This is a genomic window from Nonomuraea sp. CA-143628, from assembly GCF_050942315.1.
Classification (GTDB): Bacteria; Actinomycetota; Actinomycetes; order Streptosporangiales; family Streptosporangiaceae; genus Nonomuraea.
This window is the reverse complement of sequence record NZ_CP192072.1, coordinates 2,209,753-2,233,399: the sequence shown is the minus strand read 5'-3', so window position 1 is coordinate 2,233,399 and position 23,647 is coordinate 2,209,753. Positions and strand designations below refer to the sequence as shown.

Genomic DNA, 23,647 nt, shown 5'->3' with positions numbered 1-23,647 from the left:
CAACGGGGGACCCCACATGAAGACGACCCGGCGCAGGCCGTACACCGAGCAGCGCCCGCAGGACCTCGGCGGCGGGGTGTGGAGCGTGCCCGTGCCGATCCCCGGCAACCCGCTCGGCTACACGCTCGTCTACGCCGTCGACTCCCCCAAGGGCCCCGTGCTGGTGGACGCCGGCTGGAACCACCCGGACGCCTGGGCGGCCCTCAGCGGTGGCCTGCGGACGCTCGGTCTCGACGTGAGCGCGGTCAGAGGCGTGGTCGTCACCCATTTCCACCCCGACCACGCCGGGCTGGCCGGTCAGGTCAGGGCGGAGTCCGGCGCCTGGATCGCGATGCACGAATCGGACGCCGCGCTGGTCAGGCTCATGCACAACCTCGCCGAAGGCGAACACCGCGACTTCCAGGCCGACATGCTCAGGCGGGCGGGGGCCGGGCACGAGGACGTGGCGGTCGCGACCGCCGGCCGCCCGGACACGCCCGCGCTGCCCGACCGCGAGCTGCGCGACGGCGACCTGGTGGACCTGCCGGGCCGCAAGCTGCGGGCCGTGCACACGCCGGGCCACACTCCCGGCCACATCTGCCTGCACCTGGAGGACGCCGACCGCCTGTTCACCGGCGACCACGTCCTCCCCGACATCACCCCCCACGTCGGGATTTATCCCTATGACCGGGACGATGTTGATCCGTTGGGGGATTTTCTGGAGTCGCTGGACCGCGTCGGCGAGCTGGGCCCGCTGGACGCGCTTCCCGCCCATGAATGGATATTTCCGGATGTAGCCGCGCGCGCCGCCGAGATCCGCCACCATCACGAGGAGAAGCTCCAGCGACTCGGCGCCCTCCTGGCCGAGCGCGCGCAACCGCTGACCATCTGGGAGACCGCCGCGATGATGACCTGGAACCGGCCCTGGGACGACCTGTCCCCCGTCCTGCGCGGCATGGCCGCCGGAGAGGCGGCCGCTCATCTGCGCACGCTGGAGGCGCGTGGTGTGATTCGCCGCGTCTCCGGAGTCGATACGGTGCGCTTCCAGGCCCTAGAATCCTAGACATCCGATGTCTAGGGAGAAAAGTGTGGCGGTCACCGACGCGGCCATCGACAAAATCAAGCAGATGATCCTCTCGGGCGAGCTCACGCCCGGCGACAGGCTGCCGAAGGAGGCCGACCTGGCCGAGCGCCTCGGCCTGTCGCGCAACTCGCTCCGCGAGGCCGTACGAGCACTGGCGCTGATCAACGTCCTCGACGTACGCCAGGGAGACGGCACCTACGTCACCAGCCTGGAGCCGCGCCTGCTGCTCGACACCATGTCGTTCGTGCTCGACCTGCATCGCGACGACACGGTGATCCAGTTCTTCGAGGTACGCCGCATCCTGGAGCCCGCGGCGACGGCGATGGCGACCGAGCAGATGACCGACGGCGAGATCGACGAGCTCCGGGTGATCCTGGAGTCGCTGCCCGACTCGCCCACGGTGGAGGAGTTGGTGGCCAACGACCTGGACTTCCACCACCGGATCGCGCGGGGTTCGGGCAACAGCGTGCTCTGCTCGTTCATCGAGAGCCTGTCCGGACCGACGACCCGGGCGCGGATCTGGCGCGGGCTCACGCAGGAGGGCGCGATGGAGAAGACGCGGGAGCAGCACACCGCGATCTACGAGGCCATCGCGACCCGTCAGCCCGACGTGGCCCGCTCGTGGGCCACGGTGCACATCGCGGGCGTGGAATCCTGGCTGCGCAAGGCCCTCGACTGAGGGTAGATACCCCGGCGTGGCCGACAAACTGGAGAAATATCGCAGTAAACGCGACGCCAGCCGTACCCCCGAGCCCGTCCCCGAGGCGGCGCCGTCAACCGAGCAGGGTGACGGCGCCGCGTTCGTGATCCAGGAGCATCACGCCCGCGCCCTGCACTGGGACCTGCGGCTGGAGCGCGACGGCGTGCTCGCCTCCTGGGCGATCCCCAAGGGCCTGCCGGCCGACCCACGCGTCAATCACCTGGCCGTACGGACCGAGGACCATCCGATGGAATACCTCGACTTCCATGGCGAGATCCCTAAGGGCGAGTACGGCGGCGGCACGATGACGGTCTGGGACCGCGGCACGTACGAGACCGAGAAGTGGTCCGACCGCGAGGTCAAGGTCGTCCTGCACGGCTCGCGAGCCGCGGGACGGTTCGTGCTGTTCCCGACGACCGGCAAGAACTGGATGATCCACCGCATGGACCCGCCCTCCCGCGACCCCCTGCCCCCGCTCGACCCGATGCTCCCGGTCGAACGGACCCGGCTGCCACGTGACGTGGCCGACTACGCGTTCGAGTTCGCGTGGGGCGGGGAGCGCGTGCTGGTGGCGATCGACGGCGGCCGTACGGAGGCGGCGCGGCGCCATCCCTGGCTGCGCCCGCTCGCGGCGTCGTTCGGCAGCCGCACGGCGGTGCTGGACGGCGAGGTGGTCACGATGTCGGGCACGGAGGTCCTGGTCTGCTATGACCTCCTTTACGACGACGGCCACTCCCTGGTCGCGCTGCCGTACACGGCCCGCCGCGCGGCCTTGGAAGCGCTCCAGCCGGCCGCCGCCCGCTGGCAGACCGCCCCCGCGTGGCCGGGCCAGGCCAAGCCAGTGCGGCAGGCGGCCCGCGAGCAGGGGCTGCCCGGCGTGGTCGCCAAGCGCCTCGACTCTCCCTATGAGCCGGGCGTGTCGAAGTCCTGGCTCTTCATCCCCGCCTACCCCCGACCGATTCCTCCGGTATCGCGTGCAGGGCGGGCACGGCGTCCTGGGTGAAGACGTCGTCCAGGCGCCAGCGCGCGTAGCGGTGCTCACAGGGCGGCCCGCTGGCGATGGACAGGACGCGTTCATCAAGATCCATCACGATCGAGTACACCGTCGTGGACAGATCGGCCTCCGCGACATCCGGATCGCGGTGGCGGCAGATGCCGTCAGGGAAGGAGAAGTGGTCGCGCAGCGCCGCCACGATGTCCTCGACGGTCGCCGCCCGTACGCGCGCGGCGTCCTCCAGCAGATGGCGCATCCGCGCGGGCCGCAGCAGCGTCAGAGCCGAGGCCGCCACCTTCTGATCATGCAGCGGGAGCGGACACTGGAAGTGGTTGGAGTGGGCCAGCAGGCCGTCCTCCGGCAGCAGGTGCCCGAACACGCCGGGCGCCACCTCAAGGTCGATCGCCTCACCTCCGGCGTCGGCGATGAGCACGTTCCCCGAGGAGACGCGGGGCACGTTGAGCGTCCTGCGCAACGCGGTGCTGATCCGCGGCGAGTTCAGCACCCCGCGCAGCAGATAGTGGTACGGCACGCCTTCGCCGCCGGTGTCCAGGTCGGAGACGAGCAGGTTGGCGCAGACGCCGAGGCCCGCGGAGTTCAGGCCGCTCTTGGCCAGCATGCCCGCCTCGGCCAGCGTGAGCACCGAGAAGCCCTCGGTGTCGCGGGTCGCCAGCAGGAACGTGACGGGTCCCTGCTCGGGGTTCCAGTCCCAGTTCTGCGCGAGCAGGGTGTGGCCGTCGCGCGTGTACTGCGGCAGCACCGCCACCGAGGTGCAGCCCTCGTCGTGGTAGCCGGTCCCGTAGAGCAGCTCGGTACGCGCGTTGAGCGCCGTGATGTGCTCGACCCGCCGGCCCGCGCCCTCGGCCAGGCCCTCCAGCATCTCCGCGATCGTACGGTCGTAACCCCGGGCCACGGCGAGATAGGTGGCGCCCCAGCGCAGCACGTCGGCGTCCGACAGGCCCACGTCGTCACGGAACCTGCGCAGGTACGTGCCCAGGCTCCGCTCGACGAGCTCGCTGGTCCTGCGGCCGATCTCGGCCCCCATCTCACGAGGCGTCCCCTCGACGGCGACGAGCGGCGGACCCGCCGCCGGGTTGGGTTGACCGTACTCGATCATGTTTCCTCCAGTCGTCGAAGAACGCTGCGCACCTAGAAGCTGCCCTGGTTGAGCGGCCCCATTACCGGCCGGCCCATAACGGAGATACGGCCGGCAACCGTTTGCGCCTCAGCGGGACAAGCACCGCACCGAAGGGAGCGGAGCCTTGTGCAGCGTCCGTCGAGATCTTGGCGGGGTCAATGAGCGGGCGGCCGATGCGCCACGATCATGGCGACGGGACCGGGCGCCCAGGCTCTGGGTGGCCATGTGACCCGCGCACCGCCTGCTCATCCGCCGCTCGCTCGGCAACCCCCGCGACCTGGCTTTCTACCTGTATCACACGCCGCGACCGGTGCCGTTACAACGGAAGAGAAGCGGAAGAGGAATGGAAGAACGGCGTCGTAGCGTCCTTCTGTCCGGGCTGTAGCCATTTCTTCCGCGCAATGAGTTGAAGTATGCGAACCATCGGGTCGTCGGCGTGTGCGAACGATATCAGCGCGGCGCTGTACGTGTTTCATGCCCATGTATCAAGCGGTACATCAAGCGCCCATGAATCTGTGAAGGAGAAGAGTGTCATTATTCAGTCGCGGGCCCGTTCGACGACGGGTTACCGGTGTGGTCGCGATGGCCCTCGTGCCGTTGATGGTGGCGGTCGGGGTGGCCTGGGCCGCCGTCACCGACAACATGTTTCCGACCGAAAGCACCGGCAGTAGCTGCGTGATCGGCTTCGGCAGCCATCCACCATGCCAGACCGACAATCGCGAGGTCTATTTCTACATGGACAGCAGCGGCGAATACAAGCTGGAGTCGGAGGACCGGTCGACGGTCAACGCCGCCATTGACGGAGAGTACCGTCCCACGGAATTGGCCTTCCACTACGACTCGTCGCCGGTGTTCGAGGGGAGCGCGGAGACCGACATCATCTACCAGGAGGGCTCGACCGGCCTACCGGACAGTGTGGCCGGTAGGACGTGGTGCGATGCGCGCGGCGGCACGCATTATAAATGCGACCAGCAGTATATCCGCATCCGAGGCAACGGGGATTACATCTACGCGAGAGTTTGCCATGAGACCGGACACGCCGTCGGCCTGCAGCACGGCGACTACTCCACGCCCTGGCTCAACAAGACCGATTCCCGCCTCGGCTGTATGGTGACCCCTTCCGCCGGCCATAACCATCTTGGCGACAATAACCGGGAGAACATCGATGGCACTTATTAGGAGGGCCGCCGTGAAGCGTCTTACGTATATCGCAACCGGTATCGGGCTCGCCGCCGCTCTCACCGTCGCGGGAGTCGCCACTGTGAATGCCGCCGACCGCGCGCCCGCGCCGCGCCAGGTCGTGATGGCCGACGGAGACGACCGCCTGCCCAGCATCACGGCCACGGACTGGGTGACGTACGCCGACCATGTGGTCGTCGTCAGCGCCACCTCCGAGGAGACGATCCCGCCCGCCCAGATCGAGATCGAGCGAGGGGAAGGATTGATCGGGCGGAAGGTGAATCTGGAGGTCAAAAAGGTGCTGTGGTCGCGGGAGGACGCGGCCCAGCCGGCCCCGAAGGAGTGGCAGTACAACGCGTCCGGTTGGACCTTCACCGAGGGAAACCTGAACAGTCCGACCCCGACGGCCATATACGATCGGCCGCGCATCGAACCCGGGCACCAGTACATCCTGGCCATCACCTGGGAAGGGCAGCACTGCGCCGAGGGCGACACCCCGGAGCCCGCGAAGTGGATGGGGCTCGGCGAGGGTTCGGAGTTGCCCTTCGACGGCGACGTCATCGGCCAGGGCGAGGAGGAAGGCCACGCGCAGAGCGCCGCCGAGGCACGCACGCTGGCGGCCGACGCCGGTCCGAACACCGGACTGGAAGAGGAAATGGCAGGCAACAGCGCGGACGCCCTCGTCGCCAAACTGAAGGCGACCCAGCCTGGGGAAAGGCAGCAGTTCGAACCGTCTCCGACGGCCACCTGCGGCTGAGCATCGGATTGCCCTCTGCCCGAGGGCTTCTGGAAAGAGGCCTCCCCCAAAACCAGTTGGAACAGGCTACCGGCGAGGCCGATAAAGGCTGACCCCGAGTCGTACGGTGCCGCCCATTGTGCGGCACCGTACGTGTTTCATGACTTCCGAAGGAGAAGAGTGTCAGTATTCAGTCGCGGGCCCGTTCGACGACGGATCACCGGCGTGATCGCGATGGCTCTCGTGCCGTTGATGGTGGCGGTCGGGGTGGCCTGGGCCGCCGTCACCGACAACATGTTCCCGACCGAGAGCACCGGCAGTAGCTGCCTGACCGGTATGGGCAATTCGCCATGCCAGACCGACAATCGCGAGGTCTATTTCTACATGGACAGCAGCGGTGAATACAAGCTGGAGTCGGAGGACCGGTCGGCGGTCAACTCCGCCATTGACGGCGAATACCGTCCCACGGATCTGGCCTTCCACTACGACTCGTCGCCGGTGTTCGAAGGGAGCGGCGAGACCGACATCATCTACCAGGAAGGCTCGACCGGCATCCCGGACAGTGCGGATGGCAGGACGTGGTGCAATGCGCGCGGCGGCGAGCGTTACAACTGCGACCAGCAGTACATCCGCATCCGAGGCAACGGAAATTACACCTACGGGCTGGTCTGCCATGAGACCGGACACGCTGTCGGCCTGCAGCACGGCGACTATTCCACACCCATGCTCAGCAAGACCGATTCCCGCCTCGGCTGTCTGACGACTCCTGTCAGGAGCAACGATCTTGGCTCCAATAACCGGGATAACATCAATAGCACTTATTAGGAGGGCCCCGGTGAAGGGCGGTTGAGAGGCGCCCTCGGGCACGAATGACGAACGCGGCCCCCGACGATCGTCGGTTGTCTACGCCAGTCGATCAAGAACAGGGGCCGCGTTCGCGTGCCGTCATCCCCGATGGACGTGCTCGCCTGGTACATCGCCGGATACAACCCAGACCTGCGCGCCCGTGCCGGCATGGCCATCGACGGCAAGACCACCATCGTCACGACCAGAGCGCCATGAGTACGGCGACCAAAACGCCACGATCATGGCGACCACAGCGCCATGATCTGCTGGAGGTGAGATGCTTAAGCCGTGGCCAGCAATGCATTGAACAGGGTCGTTCCACGTCATGCCGAACGTGCTGTGACCGAGGCTCTGGCGGACACTCGAGTCGTCCTCCTCAACGGAGCTCGTTAGTCCGGCAAGAGCACGTTGGTGCGCGTGGTCGCCAAAGACAGAACCGCCGAATGGCGCGACCTCGACACCGTGATCAACCGGCAGGCGGCCACCACCGATCCGGAGGGATTCGTGGCGTTCCCGGACCTGATGGTCATCGACGAGATCCAGCGAGTCCCCGACCTATCAGCAACCGGGCCATCGGAACGCCCAAAGTCGCCTGCGTCGACTCCGGCATAGCCGCGAACCTGGTCGGTGCCGACGCGCGCAGCCTGGTCCGGCCGGGCAGCCTCTTCGGACCCTTGTTGGAGGGCTTCGTTCTCATGGAGCTCGCTCGCCAAGTGACGTGGTCCGCGGAGAGAGTGGAGCTGTTCCACTTCAGGACCAAAGACAAGACCGAGGTCGACGCGGTTCTCGAAAACAGGCAGGGCCGGGTGGTCGGGATCGAGGTGAAGGCCGCGTCAACCGTACGGAATGAGGATTTCAAGGGGCTGAGGCATCTGGCCGACCGGCTCGGGGACGACTTCGTCGCGGGTCTCGTGCTCTATACCGGCGACCAGACCTACTCGTTCGGCGATCGGATGCGGGCGATGCCGGTGAGCGCGTTGTGGGAGATCGGCTAGGAGATACTCGGGGGATGCATATTTCCGAAATATCGCCCGATAGTGAGTCGGTGGGGCCTCGGTTGCTGGCCGTTCAGCATGCCGCGTACGCGGTCGAAGCGAAGATCATCGAGGACGACCGGATTCCCCCGTTGAGTGAGACGCTCGATGAGCTGCGGGCGCGGCCGTTGCGGTGGGTGGGGGCGTTCGACGAGGACGAGTTGCTGGTGGGGGCCGTCGCGTGGAGCGAGACGGTGGATGAGGTGGACATCGACCGGTTGGTGGTCGATCCCGCGGCACACCGGCGAGGGGTCGGGCGGGCGCTGGTCGAGGAGGTCATGAGCCGGGCGGGGAGCCGCAGGATCGTGGTGTCCACCGGCCGGGCCAACGCGCCGGCCAGGAAACTGTACGAGCGGCTGGGGTTCGAGGGGCTCGACGAGGTGGAAGTGATCCCGGGGCTGTGGATCGCCAACTACGCCTACAGCGGCTGAACCGGCCACGCCTGCCGCAGTTGCGGGCGACGTGGCCGGGACGTTCAGCGATCCAAGCTAGCCCCCTCGCGAGAGAAGCCCCTCGGCCTCCAGTTCCGACCACAGGTTGTCGGGCACCGGACGCTCCCAGAGCGCCGCGTTGGTCGCCACCTCCTCCGGCGACCGGGCACCGATGACGATGGAGGCCACCGCCGGGTGCCGGAGCGGAAAGGCCATGGCCGCCTGCGGGAGCGGCACGTCGTACCTCTCGCAGACCTTGGCGATCCGTCTGGCGCGGTCGAGCACCTCGGCGGGAGCGGGCTCGTAGTTGTAGGTGCCCCCAGGGGTGGAGGTGGCCAGCAGGCCGCTGTTGAAGACGCCCGCCGCGAGCACGCGTACGCCCCGGTCGGCGCAGGCGTCGAGCAGCGGGAGCCCCGACTGGTCGATCAGCGTGTAGCGGCCGGCCAGCATGACCACGTCGATGTCGGTTTCCTGGACCAAGCGCAGCGGCACCTGCCACTGGTTCATGCCGACGCCGATCGCGCCGATCACGCCCTGCGAACGGAGCTCGGCCAGCGCCGGGTACGCCTCGCTGATCGCCTGGTCGGCGTGGGCGTCCGGGTCGTGGATCAGGGCGATGTCGACGCGGTCCAGGCCGAGCCGGGCCAGGGACTCCTCCAGAGACCTCCGTACGCCGTCGCCCGAGAAGTCCCAGGCGCGCTCGAAAGTGGCCGGTACGTCGAAGCCCTGTTCGTCACGACCGCCCGTGGTGGAGGGGACCAGCAGGCGGCCGACCTTGGTCGAGAGCACATAGCCCTCGCGGCCGGCGAGCGCGGCGCCGAGGCGGCGTTCGGACAGGCCGACCCCGTAGTGCGGGGCCGTGTCGAACAGCCGCACGCCATGAGTCCAGGCGGCGTCCACGGTCGCGCGTGCCTGCTCGTCGCTGACCGCCTCGTAGAGGCCGGCGATCGGCGCCGCTCCGAAGCCGTGGCGGGGCAGTTCGATCATGTCGTTCTCCAGGTCAACATTCGTCACGTCATTTCCCAGACCAGCGCGAGCCCGCCGGCGCCCTTGTCGAAGTCGCCGTCGAGCAGCCGGTTCATCTGTACTTGCCACGCCTGGTCGGCGGGATCGTCCTTGAGCGCCGCCTGCAGCGCGGCGTAGTCGTCGACCTCGACGAAGTGGAACAGGTCGAGTCCGTCGCGGAAGATGCGCCAGGAGTGCACGCCGTTGGCCCGCATAACCGTCTCCAGCTCGGCGGGGATGCTCGCGTGCTCCCGGTCGTACGTCTCCTCGAAACCGGGCTTGAGCCGGGTACGCAAGGCGATGCGTTCCATCAGTCCTGGGCCTTTCCGCCGGCGATCCGGCTGATGATGAGTGCGATCAGGATGATGCACCCATAGACGACCGGCTGCCAGAAACCGGAGACGCCCTTGAGAGTGAGGATGTTCTGGACCAGGCCGATCACCAGCACGCCGGTGAGCGCGCCGAGGATCGTGCCCTTGCCGCCGTCCATGCTGACGCCGCCGATGACGGCCGCGGCGAACACCATGAAGATCCAGCCCACGCCCTGGTTGGAGCCGATGGCGCCGAGCCGCCCGGTCTCCAGGACGCCGGCGAGCGCCGCCAGCGTACCCCCGAGGATGAACACGCCCCAGAGCACCCGGTCCACCCGGATGCCCGCCGCCCGCGCCGCGTCGGCGTTGCCGCCGATCGCGTAGAGCGAGCGCCCGAGCCGGAAGTAGCCGAGTCCGACGATGCCCGCCGCGAACAGTACGGCCGCGATCCAGATCGCCGCCGGCAGGCCGAGCCAGATGGCGCTGCCCAGGTAGAGGATGGAGTCGGGCAGCTCGAACAGCGTCTTGCCCTCGGTCGGACCCAACTGCAGGCCGTGCACGATGATCAGCATGGCCAGCGTGACGATGAACGCCGACAGCTGAAACTTGATGATCAGAAACCCGTTGAACACCCCGATCGCCGCCCCGATCAGCAGGCAGAGCGGGATCACCAGCGGCCCGGGCAGGCCGAGCCCGAACCCACCGGCGGACGCCGGGATCACCAGCATCACCGCGATCGCCGGGGCCATGCCGACCGTCGACTCCAGCGACAGGTCGAACTTGCCGGCGATCAGGATCAGCGCCTCGGCCAGCACCAGCAGCGAGATCGACGCCTGCTGCTGGAGTACGTTCGTCAGGTTGCCGACGGATAAGAAGATCGGGTCCAGGAACGCGCCCACGATGAGCAGGATCAGGATCACCGGCACCAGCGTGAGGTCGCGGAACCTGGCGAGCCGCACCCGGGGGGCCGGCGCAGACAGTGTGGTCGTCACTCTTCAATGCCTTCCATCACGGCTACGAGCTCATGGTCGGTCCACCCACGCGGCACGTCCTTCACGACCCTGCCGTGGAACATCACCAGCACCCGGTCGCAGATGCGCAGGTCATCGAGCTCGTCGGAGACCAGCACGGCCCCCGCTCCCCGCTCGACCGCGTCCTCGACGGCGCCGAGCAGGGCCTGCTTGGCCTTGACGTCGACACCGGCGGTTGGGTTGATCACCACCAACGCGGACGGGTCGTCGACCAGCGCCCGCGCGAACACCACCTTCTGCGCGTTTCCTCCGGACAGGTCACCGACGGGCTGGTCGGGTCCCTCGGTCTTGATGTCCAGGTCCTCGATCAGCTGCAAGGCCTTGTTCCGGCGTCTCGTCGGTGAGATGAGGCCGTACCTGCCGAGCTTGCGGGCGATCGGGAGCGTACCGTTCTCCCCCACCGAGAGCAGGGGGACGAAGCCCTCGCGGTTGCGGTCCTCCGGCACGAAGCCGAGGCCCGCCCCCAGGGCGGCCGGTACGTCGCCCGGCCTGACCTGGGTGCCGTTGACCGTGACCGTGCCCGAGTCGGGTTTGCGCAGGCCGACCAGGGTCTCGGCCAGGCCGACCTTGCCGCTGCTGCCGGATCCGGCCAGGCCGACCACCTCGCCGCTCCTGACGGCCAGGTCGACGGCCTGGAAGCGGCCGGCCAGCGACAGCCTCTCGGCCGACAGGACCACCTCGCCGTTCGCGGCACCGCGGGTCCTGGCCTCGTACGCCGCCGTGGCCTCGCCCGTCATCGCCGCCACCAGCTCGTCGTGCGGCAGCTCGGCGACCGGTCTTGTCATGACATGCCGGGCGTCGCGGAAGACGGTGACGCTCTGGCAGATCTCGTACACCTCATCGAGATGGTGGGAGATGTACATCATCGTCACGCCCTGCTCGCGCAGCGCCCGCATGCGGGTGAACAACCGCTCGATGGCCGGGCCGTCCAGCCGGGCCGTCGGCTCGTCGAGGATGATGAACCGCGCGCCGAACGACAGCGCGCGGGCGATCTCCACGAGCTGCCGCTGTTCGACGTTCAGGTCGCCGGCGAGTCCCTCCGCGTCCACCTCCACCTCGTACGTGGCGAGCAGTTCGCGGGCCTTCGCCCGGAGTGTCCGCCAGCTGATCATGCCGCCGGTGGTCTGGCGGTTGAGGAACAGGTTCTCGGCGACGGTCAGCGCCGGGATGATCGTCGACTTCTGGTACACACAGGCGACCCGCTGCCGCCAGGCGTCGCGGTCCGCGAGGGCGGGCGCCGCCTCTCCCGAGAACCGCACCTCGCCCTCGTCCGGCCGCTGAAGCCCGGTGAGAATCGACACCAGGGTGGACTTTCCGGCGCCGTTCCTGCCGACGAGCGCGTGGGTCTCCCCCTCGGCGATCGCGATGCCCGCGCCGTTCAGCGCCGTGGTGGGGCCAAAGCGCTTCACGACATTTCGGGCTTCAACATGATTTTTCATTACTTGACCTGGTTGCCCCAGAGGTTCTTATCGTCCACATTGTCCTTGGTGACGAGCGGGGCGGGAAGCTGGTCCTCCAGGCCGTTCGGCAGCTGGATGATCGTGCTGTCGTGGTCGGTCGGTCCCGGCTTGAAGGTCTTGCCGTCGATCGCCGCCTTGGCGTAGAAGAGGGCGTACTTCGCGTACAGGTCAGCGGGCTGCGACACCGTGGCGTCGATGTCGCCCTTGCGGATCGCCTCGAACTCCTGCGGGATGCCGTCGTTCGACACCACGAACACGTGCTTGGGATCGGTCGGCGGGACGAGCAGGCCCTTCTGCTTCAGCACCTGCAGCGTCGGGGCCAGGTGCACGCCACCGGCATGCATATAGATGCCCTTGATATCCGGGTTCTGCTCCAGCCTGGTCTGCAGCATGGACGCGGCCTTGCTGCCCTCCCACTCGGTCGGCTCCTCGAAGACCGTGATCCCGGGGAACTTCGTCTTCATGCACTCCCGGAACGCCTCCGCCCGGTCGCGCCCGTTGATCGAGCTCAGGGAGCCCATCAGCTGGACGACCTTGCCCTTGCCGCCCAGCTTCTCGCCCAAGAACTCGCAGGCCTTCGTCCCGTACGCCCGGTTGTCCGCGCGTACGACCATGTAGACCTGACCCTTGTCCGGCCGGGTGTCGACGGTCACGACGGGGATCTTCTTGTTCGCCAGCGTCTGGAGGGTGGTGGCGATCGCGCCGGTGTCCTGGGGCGCCATCACGATCGCCTTGGCCCCTTGGCCGATCAGCGCCTGAACGTTGTTGACCAGCTTGGTCACGTCGTTCTGCGAGTTCGTCGCGGGCATCAGGTCGACCTTGAGCTCGCCGGCCATCTGTGGGACGTACTTGATGTAGGAGTTCCAGAAGTCGGAGTCGGCGCGCGGGTGGTCTATGCCGACCTTCCCGCCGCCGCCTCCTCCGGCTGCTGTCTGAGCTCCGGAGCCGCACGCGGTGATGACCGCCAAGAGGGCCGCGCCTGCGGCTAAAGAACCGAACTTCATGGTGGGGGGTTACCTTCCTCGAATGCCTCTGCTTGACCGGCCCTCGACTGGGCTTAGCTGTCCATCGAATCGTTCAGTTGACCGGCCGGAGCCGTAGTCCCTGCATGCCGCCGTCGACCGCGAGCGAGGTGCCGGTCGTCGCGCCGGCCTCGGGCCCGGCCAGGTAGGCGATCGCCGCGGCCACCTCCTGCGCGCTGACCAGGCGGCCCATCGGCTGCCTGGCGTTCAGCGCCTGCCTCTCCGCCACCGGGTCGTCGGCCGCGTCGAGCAGCCTTCCCACCCACGGGGTGTCCGCTGTGCCGGGATTGACGCAGTTGACCCTGATGCCCTCCCGTACGTGATCCGCCGCCATCGCCAGCGTGAGCGACAGGACCGCGCCCTTGGTCGCGCTGTAGAGCGCCCGGTTCGGCAGGCCCGCGGTGGCCGCGATCGAGCACGTGTTGACCACCGCCGCGTGCTCCGACTGCCTGAGGTACGGCAACGCCGCCCGGGTCACCCGGACCATGCCGAACACGTTGACGTCGAACGCCTTCTGCCACTCGCTGTCGGGATTATCGGCGACCGTACCCTGCGCCCCGATGCCCGCGTTGTTGACCACGATGTCGATGCCGCCGAGCCGCTCGGCCGCTTCGGCCACGGCCGCGCGTACGCCGGCATCGTCCGTGACGTCCACCTTGATGCCGATGAACGGATCACCGGGCGGATTGATGTCGAAACAGGCGACCTTCATGCCGCGCTCGGCGAGCAACGTGGCCGTGGCGAGGCCGATACCGGCTCCGCCGCCCGTGACAATCGCTTTAAGACTCATGCGTCCCTCCAGACCTCGCCGCCGGGGAAAGTGTGGGCGGCGATCGATTCGGGGTGCATCGCCGCGCTGAAGCCCGGCGCGCTGGGGGCGGCGTACCGGCCGCCTTCGATGACCACGGGGTCGACGAAATGCTCGTGCAGGTGGTCGACGTACTCGATCACCCGGTTTTCCATCGTGCCGGTCACGGCCACGTAGTCGAACATCGACAGGTGCTGTACAAGCTCGCACAGCCCCACGCCGCCGGCGTGCGGGCAGACGGGGATGCCGAACCTGGCCGCGAGCAGCAGGATCGCGATGTTCTCGTTAACACCGCCGACCCGAGCAGAGTCCAGTTGCAGGTACGAGATCGCGCCCGCTTGCAGGAGCTGCTTGAACACGATCCGGTTCTGCACGTGTTCGCCGGTGGCCACCGGGATGGGCTTGATGCCCGCGGCGATGGCGGCGTGGCCGAGCACGTCGTCGGGGCTGGTCGGCTCCTCCACCCAGTGTGGGTTGAACTGCTGGAGCGCGTTCACCCAGTCGATGGCCGCGCCCACGTCCCAGCGCTGGTTGGCGTCGATCGCGATGGGGAAGTCGGCTCCGCACACCTCGCGAGCCACCCGGAAACGTCGGATGTCGTCGTCGAGGTCGGCGCCCACCTTGAGCTTGATCTGGCGGAAGCCCGCGTCGAGCGCCTCCTTGCACAGCCGGCGCAGCTTGTCGTCGTCGTAGCCGAGCCAGCCCGGAGAGGTGGTGTAGGCGGGGTACCCCTCGCGCTTGATGTCCTCGACCCGCTGCGCCTTCCCCTTTTCCGCCTTTTTCAGGATTTCCAGGGCCTGTTCGGGGGTCAGGGCGTCGCTCAGGTACCGGAAGTCGATGAGATCGACGATCTCCTCGGGGGTCATCTCGGACAGCAGCAGCCAGAGCGGCTTGCCCGCCCGCTTCGCCTTCAGATCCCACAGCGCGTTGACCACGGCGGAGATCGCCATGTGCATGACGCCCTTCTCGGGGCCCAGCCAGCGCAGCTGCGAGTCGTAGACCATCTCCTTGTAGAGGGCGCCCAGGTCCTCGACGTCCCTGCCGATCACGTACGACTCGAGGGCGCTGATCGCCGCGGTCTGCACGTCGTTGCCGCGCCCGATGGTGAACGCGAACCCGTGCCCGTCGTAGCCGTCATCGGTTTTGAGGACCACGTAGGCGGCGGAGTAGTCGGGGTCGGGGTTCATGGCGTCGGAGCCGTCTAGCTCCCGGGAGGTGGGGAAACGGATGTCGTGCGTCTCCAACTCCACGATCCGGTAGCTGCTCTTTTGTCCGTCGGGAGTCGTCATGCCTGACCCACTGTCTGGCGCTGGCGGCCGAGCCCCTCGATCTCCAGCTCCATCACGTCACCCGCGCGCAGGTACGGCTGGCCGGGCATCCCCATGGCGACCCCGGCCGGAGTGCCGGTGTTGATCACATCACCAGGATCGAGCACCATGAACTGGCTCAGATACCGGACGATCTCCGCCACATCGAAGATCATGTTCTTGGTGACGCCGTCCTGGCGCACCTCACCGTTCACCGACAGCCGCATGGTCAGGTTCTGCGGGTCGGCCACCTCATCGGCGGTCACCAGCCAAGGCCCGAGCGGATTGAACGTCTCGCACGACTTGCCCTTGTCCCACTGGCCACCCCGCTCCAGCTGGAACTCCCGCTCAGAGACATCGTTGGCCACCGCGTACCCGGCGATGACGTCGAGCGCCTCCTCCCGGCTGCCCAGGTAGCGGGCCCGCTTACCGATGATGACGGCCAGCTCCACCTCCCAGTCGGTCTTCAGACTGTTGCGCGGTACGAGCACCTCGTCGTAGGGGCCCACCATGGTGTTGGTGGCCTTCATGAACACGACCGGCTCCGCCGGCACCTCCGCGCCGGACTCGGCCGCGTGGTCGCTGTAGTTCAGCCCGATACAGACGATCTTGCCTGGTCGCGCGACCGGAGCGCCCACGCGCAGCCCTTCGGCCGCGATCACGGGCAGCGCGTCACGCTCGAGCGCGTCGCGGACGCGCGCCACTCCCCCGGAAGCGAGGAAAGCCCCATCGATCTCGGGCTCTCCGATGTCGCGCAGGTTACCGGCGCCATCCATCACCACCGGGCGCTCCTGGCCGACAGGTCCTACTCGCAGCAGCTTCACACCGCATCCTTAAGTTATACATCGGATGTATCTAGCACGATGCTGGTCGGCCTCGGTGGGGCCTGTCAAGCCTTCACGCGCGATACATCGGATCCATAGAGACCGAGGGTGGCCGCTGAAGTCGCATTACAAACGGTTGCAGTGGCCAGTAAGGCCCACCCCCTACGCGAAGCTTCGCTATGCAACAGTCACATACATCGGATGGCACCTCTTCCACATGGCGGACTCCTTTCACCTGCGTAACGGGTAGATCCTCGGAGGTCTAGCATAAATCGCTGGGCAGAACCCGGGCTCACCCACCCCGCAGCCTTCCCCATCCGCCTCCACCACAAGCCCCACTTAACGGGTAAACCTCCGCCAGATGGCACCAAACACCCGATGAATCTACTCAACCTCGCACGTACGAGGTGGTCCCGCCCCCTCATGGCCGCCCCTCACAACCGACCTCGGCCACTTCGACCCCCGCCATCCCAACCCAACGACGCCACCAACCACACCAACCCCAACGTGCGGGCTGTCCGGCAAGCGGTTGGAATGTGAGCGCAAGCTGTAGGCCGCAGGCGGCGAGCGCGAATGGGCGATGTGGCCACCCGAAACCTCAACGCGGTGTCCACGAACGTTCGCCGGACTTCCGTTTCTCCGCTCCCCCGGCGGCGGCACGCCTCCGTGGAAACCCCGGCCCCCACGGACCGGCGCTCTTCCACCCCGGAGGGGGATCCCTCCCAGGGCCCCCAACCACCACGGACCGTCACAGGGGCCGAGACGGTCGCGTGACGAACCATCCGGGAACCACTGGGTCATCGCCTTTGGTGAACGTCCCGTTGGTCACCCGTGAGAGGGAAACGGTTCACCCGTGCGAGGGACCCATGGCCGAGGTGGCTCGACGACGCTAGGGACATGGTGAGTGAGCGAACCGAAGTACCTGTCCCGCGTTGGGCCATGCGGTCGGCCTATGCGTCTGCGCTTTCGGCGACGATCGGGTTCATACCGCTGCACGCGGTATGGGCTCTGGGAATTCCCCTCTGGGCCGACGAGGGCAAGTTCCGGGACTGGTACGCGCAGGGCGGCAGTCCCTATCTCCTCATCCTCTGCGTCATGGCGGTGCTGGCCGGAATCCTGGCGCTGAGTCTTGTACGACCATGGGGCCTGGTCTTCCCGCGCTGGGTGCCGCTGGTCTCCGGGCGGAGGGTGCCGCACCGGACCCTTGCCACCACGGCGTTCGCGGTGTCGGCCTTCTTGCTTGGATACACGGCATGGGCCGCATGGCGGTTGGCTACCGACTTCAGCGACGACGGCATTTTCAGTCCGTGGATCGTCGTCTACGGGATTCCACAGTTCTTGGTCTGGGGCATCGGCCTGGTTCTCGCTGCCTGGTCGTACCGCACCCGTGCCGCAGTGAGCCGTGTGGGGTGCCGCGCCGGGCGGTGACGGGTTTGACGCCAGCCGATCGTCCAGCCGCTTGCGGCCCGGATAGCGTCTACGCCGCTCCACCGTCGGCAGCAGCAGCTCGATCCGCTCCCACAGGCTGTCCCGCACGATCCACGGCAGTTACTCGCCCTTCTTCACGCGAAGATCGACAATCAGCATCCCGGAGAGAGCCGTGGGGAGAGCACCCGGGAGAGAGCCAAAGGAGCTGAGAGAGAGCTGAGAGGGCAAGGGCCGGCCGGCTGGACGGATGGGCGGGCCGGTTGGCATGATCATGGACGAGCAGACAAGATGAGTCCGCCTCAGGCATAGCAGAGCCAGCTTGCGGGCGTCGGTGGACCGGGATGGTCGGTGGGCCGAGATGGCGGGGATCGGGATGATGGCGGGGCGGACGGTTGACTGAGGCACCAGCGCGTAATAGAACACGTTTCAATAAGGTGCTTAACCAAGCGCTTGATCACTCCACAGGCCCGAGGTGAGCTCGAGTGCATATTGACCTCGTCGACCAGGACCGTTACGCGACCTCCGGCCCGCCACACGAGCAGTTGCGCTGGCTGCGCGACAACGATCCCGTATACCGACACAAGGACGAGCCCGACTTCTGGGCCGTCACCCGATATGACGATGTCGTACAGGTGTCTCGGCGCTCCGACCTGTTCTCCTCGTCCAGGAAACTGGCGCTGTTCAACGAGGTCACCGAGGACCAGCGGGCGCTGCAGCGGCTGATGATGCTCAACCAGGACCCGCCGGAGCACACGCGGCGGCGGTCGCTGGTCAACCGGGGGTTCACGCCGCGCACGATTGGAGCGCTCGAACAGCACATCCGGGATATCTGCGACGACCTTCTCGACAAGTGCTCGGGCGAGGCGGACTTCGTCACCGAGGTGGCGGCTCCGCTGCCGCTCTACGTGATCTGCGAGCTGCTCGGCGCCCCGGTCGAGGACCGCGACAAGATCTTCAACTGGTCGAACCGCATGATCGGCGCACAGGACCCCGACTACGCCACCTCGGAGGACCAGGGCGGCGCGGCGGCCATGGAGGTGTACGCGTACGCCAACCAATTGGCCGCCCAGCGCAGGGCGAACCCACGCGACGACATCGTCACCAAGCTCATCCAGCCCGACGAGAAGAGCGGTGAGACGCTCGGGGAGGATGAATTCGACCTGTTCGTCCTCTTGCTGGTGGTCGCCGGCAACGAGACCACCCGCAACGCAGCCTCCGGCGGGATGCTCGCGCTGTTCGAGCACCCCGAGCAGTGGCAGCGGCTCGTGGCGGACCCGGGGCTGGCCGGGACGGCGTCCGACGAGATCGTCCGGTGGGTGTCGCCGGTGAACCTGTTCCGGCGTACGGCCACGGCGGACACGATGCTGGGCGGGCAGCAGATCAGCGAGGGCGACAAGGTCGTGGTCTTCTACTCGTCAGCGAACCGGGACACCTCCATTTTCCCGGACGCCGAGGTCTTCGACATCGGCCGCAACCCGAACCCGCACATCGGCTTCGGCGGCGGTGGGGCACACTTCTGCGTGGGCAATCACCTGGCGAAGCTGGAGCTGCGGGTGCTGTTCGAGCAACTGGCCCGGCGATATCCACGGCTGCGGCAGACGGGTGAGGCGCGGCGGTTGCGGTCGAACTTCATCAACGGCATCAAGGAGCTACCGGTCGTCATGGACTGACCCCGGTATGGGCTGATCGGCCGGCCAGTTGGCCCCTTCGACCAACTGGCCGCCCTGGGTGATCGCGAGCAGGCCAGCCCGTAGAGCGCAGACTCATACGTCATCTGGCGTGACCGGAGAGCAGGGCGGTCCACATGGCATTTGCCACAGAGAAGGACCAGCGGTCACTCTCATGAATGACGGTCTTCCTGTTCTGGAGAGCTATCCGGCGAATGAACCGCAGCCCGCCGAGCGCGATCAGTTCGTAGAAGACCTCATCACAGTCGCAGGTCCACCGCATGACGCGGCCGTCCGGCCCACCGCCGCGTGGAGCGTTCCATGCCAATTGGTCGTAGTGCGACTGAACGGTTGACACGTGCGGTGCCGTGCAATGAGGGGGAAAGCGCCAGTGACTCATCACCCAGCTCACCTCTTCACCTCCCACCCTCTGCGCGCGACCCGGCCGCCACGCCTTCCCCTGTGCAGCCAGGCACGGCCTGACCCGTGAACGTCTCCGCCCAGACCGCGCGCTGCCCCGCACCCAGCAAGCGCACGCCCCACTTCAGCGAGATCTGCTCGACCAGCCACAGACCCCGCCCGTGACAGTCGTCAACGCTGGACACCCGGGAGCGAGGAACCGTGTCCGCCCCGTCATCGGTCACCTCAACGCGCACGACCTCGGCATCAACAGCGACGACCTCCACCGTCACGACCCCGCCATGCAGCCCCGAAGCAGTGTGGGCCAGTACCGGTAGGCCACTGGCGAGGTGTCTGCTGGTGCAGGTCCTTTTCCAGTGGCCCCCGGCCCGAACCCGCCGTGCACCTTTCGATGCAGCGGGCTCTCCAGTGACTACTGCGTGTTTGTCGCGGTGGGTTGCCCGGCGTGGATGGTCTCGTGGCAGGCGGCGCAGACGATCAGGGTTTTGCGTCGCATTCTGGTCATGAGTTCCGCCCACGGGGGCGGTGGTTGTCCCGCTTTGGCGAGATCTGCGAGTGCGCGGATGTGGTGTGTTTGCACCGTGGCCGGTCTGTTGCAGAGCTCGCATCGCCCGGCTTGGAGGCGTTCGATCAGTTGCTTGCCTCGTTTGCGGGTGAGCGGGGCCGATGGATGGTCGTCCAGGACGGCCTTCCGCTGCCGTTTGAGGGGAATGCCACCGAACCGTGCGACCAGTGGTTTCCTGCCTGCTCGTTCGACACGGGCTTCGAAGCATCTGCGTCGCCCGTGCGGTGTGATGATGGTGGTCTTGGTTCGCTTTGCCATCGTGGTCACCGTTGAGCGGTGCTTGGCCGCCAGTGTCTTGAGCATCGCGGTCAGCATGGTCCAGCGGAGCCTGTCCAGTTTCCAGACGTCGCCGGCCAGCAGGTAGTACTGGACGATGCCCCGGTATTCGGCCCCGAACCTGCTGATGATGTCGTAGTCGGTCAGGTTCGTCAGGTGGGGCTGGTGCTCGGGTTTGCCGTGCTTGAGATACGGGGCGCATTTGGCCTTGATCACCGGTGGCGGTACCTTTAGGCGGATCTTCCCGTTGGTGGCGCGCATGCCTTTGGTGAGCCGCTCGCCTCGGGAGATCTTGTTGTTGGCGTGCTGGACGGTGATGTCGTAGCCGAGGAATCGGGCCGCGCCTGTGCGGGCGTGGGTGATCAGTGTTTTGTCCTCGTTGGGTTCCAGTTTGAGGTCGTCACGTAGGAACGTCGCGAGGCGTTGCTTGATCTCCTCGGCTTCGGCTTTCGGTCCGATGAACCCGAGTAGGTGATCATCTGCGTAGCGGACGTAGCGCAGGCGCCGGTAGCCGGGATCGCTGGGATCTCCGACTGGGAGGCGGCGTAGTTGCTTGCGTAGCTCTCGCATTTCCGGGGTTTCGGTTTTCTCCTTTCTGCGGGACTGTTTCCTCCGGATGTAGTTGATCGCGTTCTCCACCTTGTGGTAGGCGGGATTGCTTTTCCTTGTCTGTCCTCGGGTGTATTCCGGGATGAGTATTGTTTCGACGAATGTGTCCAGCCGATCCAGATAAATGTTGGATAAGATTGGTGAGGCGACGCCGCCTTGCGGGGTTCCCGATAGGGTGGCGTGCCAGATCCAGTCTTCGAGGTATCCGGCCTGGAGCATCTGTTTGATGAGGCGCAGGAACCGGTTGTCGTGGATGTTCTCCGCCAGGATCGAGAGCATGACCTGATGGTCGAGTGTCCCGAAGCAGTCGGAGATGTCTCCTTCGATGAACCAGGTTGTCCCCGTCCAGTTGTGTGCCACCTCGGATAGTGCGGTGTGGCAGCCTTTTTGGGGACGGAAACCGTGTGAGCGGCCGGAGAATCGCGGTTCGTGGTAGGCCTCGATCAGGAGGCGGATCACTTCGCCGACGAGTTTGTCCGACCAGGACGGCAGGCCGAGCGGTCTTCTGGTCCCGTTCTGTTTCGGGATGTAGGTCCGCCGGACGGGCTGGAACCGGTAGCGCTCGTGGCGCAGCGCGTCGATGACGCGCTCGATCTTTGCCTCCGACATGCCGTCAGCGGTTTCCCCGCAGGCTCCGGGTGTCATCGCTCCGTGGTTGGAGTAGATACGCCCGTAGGCCATGAGATACAGGTGCGGGTTGAACAGTTGCCGATACAGTTCCTCACATGGCAGGCCACGCCTGCCGCGTTCACGCAGGACATTCAGCACTGTTTCGGCGCTCTGCATTGCGCATACCTCCCAGTTCTTGAATATCCGATCACCTGGCCCCCTTCGCCCTGTGGACGGCTTTCCCGCCCGCCTTGGCAGGTCGTGACTCCTGCGACTACTACGGGGCCTCCGTCGCCTTAGAACTCGCGTTCCTTAGGCGATCCCACGTTCGTCTCTGTCATACGTTCTAGCGCGACTTAGGCGCCCCACTCATCTCCTTGAATCCCCTCGCTGGGGATCGTCCTCACTCCTGAAGGTTGTGTCATAATGCACTCAATCCGACACAGGGAGCGGCGCCGGTGCCAGGCATGGATTTCCGGCGGATGCCTTCCTTTCATCGACTGGAGATTGGGGTTCAGCCAATCCAGGTTTCGCCATATCGCACGGGCCCCTCAACGCATCGCTTCCATGCCTGAACACGACCGTTGATTTCCTGGCATGCTACGGTCCCCTTCACCTTTCAGATCCGGGTAAGCCATCAGGCCCAGGAACCTCCCTTCAGTTCCTCCCGGCTCAACCGGGGATACAACAGAGCGCCTCGTGGCGCACGCGCGTTTGTGGTCAACTCGCTGACGATCAGCCGCGCGTTCTCCACGTCCCTGTGCCCTGCCGCCGCCAGCATCTCCCCGACGCAGTGACGAGCCACCGCCACCGACTGCGCCACACCCGGCAACACGAACTCACCAAGAAACCGCTCACTCACCGCGCCACCTCCCAGACCCGCGTAGCCGCGTCAACGTCGTACGCAGCCACCCACCGACCCCGACCGTGACCCCACGTGAAGATCCACTGCTCACCCCTCAACGCGGCCCTCACGTACAGAAGGCCCCGCGCCCTGCGTATGGCGATGAACGGCTCAACCGTCGACGGACACTCCACCGCGTGCGCCAGCCCGAATTGCGACAGATCCCACGAGAGTCGCACCAAGTGAATGAACCGCTCCTCTTTGTAATCGAATTTGCGCATGGGGGACCTACTTTGTGGGGCGCCCTTGAGGCACGTCTGACGTTCGATTTCGCGCCAATCGGACCTTGGCGAGGATGCGATGGTGCGACGATGGCCAGTGTCTATCGATGGATTGCAGATTGGCAAGTGCCAGATAGCAGTTGCTAACTTGGTTGCTTGCTTGCCTGTGAGTGGAAGACTGGAAAGGTGATCCCAATGGCGCGCCCAGCAGCTAGTCCGACCGTGCGGCGACGTCAGCTTGCGGCCGAGCTGCGCCGCCTACGCGAAGATCGCAATCTAGGTATCGAACAGGTCGCCGAGCAACTCGATTGGCACCCCACCAAGCTCAGCCGGTTCGAGACTGCTCGTCGGGCGATCCAGCCCAGCGACGCCCGAGCGCTGTTGGGCATCTATGAAGTCGACCCTGCCGAGCGGGACGCGCTGCTCGCGTTGGCGCGTGAGGCTCGTCAGCGTGGCTGGTGGCACGTCTACGGACCGGCAGTCCCCGAGTGGTTCGAGGTCTACGTGGGCTTGGAATCGGCCGCATCCGCGTTGCAGATCTATGAGAGCGAGTTCGTGCCAGGCCTGCTACAGACCGAGGATTACATCCGGGCGGTGCATCGAGCCTCTATGCCCGACGTGCCGAGCGAGGACATCGAGCAGAGAGTTGCCGTTCGACTGACGAGGCAGAAGCTTCTAACGGGCGAAAGTGCCCCGAATGTGTCCATGGTGATGAATGAAGCAGCGATTCGCCGCGTTGTCGGCGGCTCCGAGGTGATGTCCGCCCAGCTCCAGCGATTGCTTGATGTAGCAGACCTGCAGAACGTGACGCTGCAGGTACTGCCCTTCGCAGTCGGCGCGCATCCTGCAATGGACGGAGCGTTCCATGTTCTGTGCTTCGAACCCACAGACCCACGCGTTGTGTACATCGAATACGGCACCGGTACCCTCTATTTGGAGAAACAGCACGAAGTAGATCGGTATACGGTGATGTTTGACCACCTGCGCGAATCGGCGCTGTCTGCTGATGAATCGTCGGCACTCATACGGCAGGTGGCGCGCGATCTCCGGGCGTAGCAG

26 protein-coding genes are annotated in these 23,647 nt (G+C 66.4%); 13 read left to right on the top strand and 13 right to left on the bottom strand.

What is annotated here, in order from left to right; translation table 11 throughout:
• Nucleotides 1-16 precede the first annotated feature (16 nt).
• From ACQP2T_RS10450 to ACQP2T_RS10440, 3 genes are read left to right on the top strand one after another with little or no spacing between them, the layout of a single operon-like run.
• On the top strand, nucleotides 17-1,042 hold the full coding sequence (locus ACQP2T_RS10450; protein ID WP_357949940.1) for an MBL fold metallo-hydrolase: 1,026 nt from the start codon (nucleotides 17-19) through the stop codon (nucleotides 1,040-1,042).
• A gap of 25 nt (nucleotides 1,043-1,067) precedes the next feature.
• A complete protein-coding gene (locus ACQP2T_RS10445) occupies nucleotides 1,068-1,742 on the top strand; it encodes a FadR/GntR family transcriptional regulator (protein WP_357949938.1) in 675 nt (224 codons plus the stop codon).
• Between the two features lie 16 nt (nucleotides 1,743-1,758).
• Nucleotides 1,759-2,766 carry a DNA polymerase ligase N-terminal domain-containing protein gene (locus ACQP2T_RS10440; protein WP_433515951.1) on the top strand — a complete coding sequence of 336 codons (1,008 nt, stop codon included), beginning with the start codon at nucleotides 1,759-1,761 and terminating at the stop codon, nucleotides 2,764-2,766.
• Here ACQP2T_RS10440 and ACQP2T_RS10435 read toward each other — a convergent pair.
• Nucleotides 2,699-3,874: a C45 family autoproteolytic acyltransferase/hydolase gene (locus ACQP2T_RS10435; RefSeq protein ID WP_433515950.1), complete on the bottom strand. Its 1,176-nt coding sequence runs from the start codon at nucleotides 3,872-3,874 to the stop codon at nucleotides 2,699-2,701. The two genes, ACQP2T_RS10440 and ACQP2T_RS10435, sit on opposite strands and share 68 nt — an antisense overlap.
• Before the next feature lie 594 nt (nucleotides 3,875-4,468).
• On the opposite strand from ACQP2T_RS10435, the gene ACQP2T_RS10430 reads away from it, so the two are divergent.
• From ACQP2T_RS10430 to ACQP2T_RS10400, 7 genes are all read left to right on the top strand, one after another.
• Nucleotides 4,469-5,074: a hypothetical protein gene (locus tag ACQP2T_RS10430; protein WP_433515949.1), complete on the top strand. Its 606-nt coding sequence runs from the start codon at nucleotides 4,469-4,471 to the stop codon at nucleotides 5,072-5,074.
• A gap of 10 nt (nucleotides 5,075-5,084) precedes the next feature.
• Nucleotides 5,085-5,831 (top strand): hypothetical protein, encoded by a 747-nt coding sequence (locus ACQP2T_RS10425; protein ID WP_433515948.1) that lies wholly within the window; start codon nucleotides 5,085-5,087, stop codon nucleotides 5,829-5,831.
• Nucleotides 5,832-6,035: 204 nt separating this feature from the next.
• A complete protein-coding gene (locus tag ACQP2T_RS10420) occupies nucleotides 6,036-6,635 on the top strand; it encodes a hypothetical protein (RefSeq protein ID WP_433515947.1) in 600 nt (199 codons plus the stop codon).
• Between the two features lie 114 nt (nucleotides 6,636-6,749).
• Nucleotides 6,750-6,872 carry a hypothetical protein gene (locus ACQP2T_RS10415; RefSeq protein WP_433515946.1) on the top strand — a complete coding sequence of 41 codons (123 nt, stop codon included), beginning with the start codon at nucleotides 6,750-6,752 and terminating at the stop codon, nucleotides 6,870-6,872.
• A gap of 195 nt (nucleotides 6,873-7,067) precedes the next feature.
• The gene (locus ACQP2T_RS10410) at nucleotides 7,068-7,268 is read left to right on the top strand and encodes a hypothetical protein (protein WP_433520023.1); all 201 of its coding nucleotides are present in this window, start codon (nucleotides 7,068-7,070) and stop codon (nucleotides 7,266-7,268) included.
• On the top strand, nucleotides 7,214-7,651 hold the full coding sequence (locus ACQP2T_RS10405; RefSeq protein WP_433519750.1) for a DUF4143 domain-containing protein: 438 nt from the start codon (nucleotides 7,214-7,216) through the stop codon (nucleotides 7,649-7,651). Before ACQP2T_RS10410 ends, ACQP2T_RS10405 begins: the two co-directional genes overlap by 55 nt.
• 50 nt (nucleotides 7,652-7,701) lie before the next feature.
• Nucleotides 7,702-8,121 (top strand): GNAT family N-acetyltransferase, encoded by a 420-nt coding sequence (locus ACQP2T_RS10400; protein ID WP_433515945.1) that lies wholly within the window; start codon nucleotides 7,702-7,704, stop codon nucleotides 8,119-8,121.
• A 57-nt stretch (nucleotides 8,122-8,178) separates the two neighbouring features.
• Here ACQP2T_RS10400 and ACQP2T_RS10395 read toward each other — a convergent pair whose 3' ends face one another.
• The 8 genes from ACQP2T_RS10395 to ACQP2T_RS10360 form a co-directional block, all read right to left on the bottom strand.
• The gene (locus ACQP2T_RS10395; protein ID WP_433515944.1) at nucleotides 8,179-9,135 is read right to left on the bottom strand and encodes an aldo/keto reductase; all 957 of its coding nucleotides are present in this window, start codon (nucleotides 9,133-9,135) and stop codon (nucleotides 8,179-8,181) included.
• Nucleotides 9,132-9,437 (bottom strand): L-rhamnose mutarotase, encoded by a 306-nt coding sequence (locus ACQP2T_RS10390; protein ID WP_433515943.1) that lies wholly within the window; start codon nucleotides 9,435-9,437, stop codon nucleotides 9,132-9,134. Before ACQP2T_RS10390 ends, ACQP2T_RS10395 begins: the two co-directional genes overlap by 4 nt.
• Nucleotides 9,437-10,429: an ABC transporter permease gene (locus tag ACQP2T_RS10385; protein WP_357949910.1), complete on the bottom strand. Its 993-nt coding sequence runs from the start codon at nucleotides 10,427-10,429 to the stop codon at nucleotides 9,437-9,439. Before ACQP2T_RS10385 ends, ACQP2T_RS10390 begins: the two co-directional genes overlap by 1 nt.
• On the bottom strand, nucleotides 10,426-11,877 hold the full coding sequence (locus tag ACQP2T_RS10380) for a sugar ABC transporter ATP-binding protein (RefSeq protein ID WP_433515942.1): 1,452 nt from the start codon (nucleotides 11,875-11,877) through the stop codon (nucleotides 10,426-10,428). The genes ACQP2T_RS10385 and ACQP2T_RS10380 overlap by 4 nt, the downstream gene beginning before the upstream one ends.
• A 29-nt stretch (nucleotides 11,878-11,906) precedes the next feature.
• Nucleotides 11,907-12,932, bottom strand: a complete 1,026-nt coding sequence (locus ACQP2T_RS10375) for a sugar ABC transporter substrate-binding protein (protein ID WP_433515941.1) — start codon at nucleotides 12,930-12,932, stop codon at nucleotides 11,907-11,909.
• 73 nt (nucleotides 12,933-13,005) lie between these two features.
• Nucleotides 13,006-13,740 (bottom strand): SDR family NAD(P)-dependent oxidoreductase, encoded by a 735-nt coding sequence (locus ACQP2T_RS10370; protein ID WP_357949902.1) that lies wholly within the window; start codon nucleotides 13,738-13,740, stop codon nucleotides 13,006-13,008.
• The gene (locus ACQP2T_RS10365) at nucleotides 13,737-15,047 is read right to left on the bottom strand and encodes an L-fuconate dehydratase (protein ID WP_433515940.1); all 1,311 of its coding nucleotides are present in this window, start codon (nucleotides 15,045-15,047) and stop codon (nucleotides 13,737-13,739) included. The genes ACQP2T_RS10370 and ACQP2T_RS10365 overlap by 4 nt, the downstream gene beginning before the upstream one ends.
• Complete coding sequence (locus ACQP2T_RS10360; protein ID WP_357949897.1) at nucleotides 15,044-15,889, bottom strand: fumarylacetoacetate hydrolase family protein; 846 nt, start codon at nucleotides 15,887-15,889, stop codon at nucleotides 15,044-15,046. Before ACQP2T_RS10360 ends, ACQP2T_RS10365 begins: the two co-directional genes overlap by 4 nt.
• Nucleotides 15,890-16,828: 939 nt before the next feature.
• On the opposite strand from ACQP2T_RS10360, the gene ACQP2T_RS10355 reads away from it, so the two are divergent.
• Entirely contained in the window at nucleotides 16,829-17,317 is a 489-nt protein-coding gene (locus ACQP2T_RS10355; protein WP_433515939.1) for a hypothetical protein, read from the top strand.
• A 482-nt stretch (nucleotides 17,318-17,799) separates the two neighbouring features.
• Complete coding sequence (locus ACQP2T_RS10350) at nucleotides 17,800-18,987, top strand: cytochrome P450 (protein WP_433515938.1); 1,188 nt, start codon at nucleotides 17,800-17,802, stop codon at nucleotides 18,985-18,987.
• Nucleotides 18,988-19,087: 100 nt separating this feature from the next.
• On the opposite strand, the gene ACQP2T_RS10345 is transcribed toward ACQP2T_RS10350, so the two are convergent.
• From ACQP2T_RS10345 to ACQP2T_RS10330, 4 genes are all read right to left on the bottom strand, one after another.
• Nucleotides 19,088-19,396 (bottom strand): hypothetical protein, encoded by a 309-nt coding sequence (locus ACQP2T_RS10345; RefSeq protein WP_433515937.1) that lies wholly within the window; start codon nucleotides 19,394-19,396, stop codon nucleotides 19,088-19,090.
• A 4-nt stretch (nucleotides 19,397-19,400) separates the two neighbouring features.
• Complete coding sequence (locus tag ACQP2T_RS10340; RefSeq protein ID WP_433515936.1) at nucleotides 19,401-19,676, bottom strand: hypothetical protein; 276 nt, start codon at nucleotides 19,674-19,676, stop codon at nucleotides 19,401-19,403.
• A gap of 140 nt (nucleotides 19,677-19,816) precedes the next feature.
• A complete protein-coding gene (locus ACQP2T_RS10335) occupies nucleotides 19,817-21,640 on the bottom strand; it encodes a reverse transcriptase domain-containing protein (protein ID WP_433508695.1) in 1,824 nt (607 codons plus the stop codon).
• 460 nt (nucleotides 21,641-22,100) lie between these two features.
• A complete protein-coding gene (locus tag ACQP2T_RS10330; protein WP_433515935.1) occupies nucleotides 22,101-22,325 on the bottom strand; it encodes a hypothetical protein in 225 nt (74 codons plus the stop codon).
• A 458-nt stretch (nucleotides 22,326-22,783) separates the two neighbouring features.
• Here ACQP2T_RS10330 and ACQP2T_RS10325 point away from each other — a divergent pair, with 458 nt between their 5' ends.
• Nucleotides 22,784-23,644, top strand: coding sequence for a helix-turn-helix domain-containing protein (locus ACQP2T_RS10325; RefSeq protein ID WP_433515934.1), 861 nt, complete (start codon nucleotides 22,784-22,786; stop codon nucleotides 23,642-23,644).
• The last annotated feature ends 3 nt before the right edge of the window (nucleotides 23,645-23,647 follow it).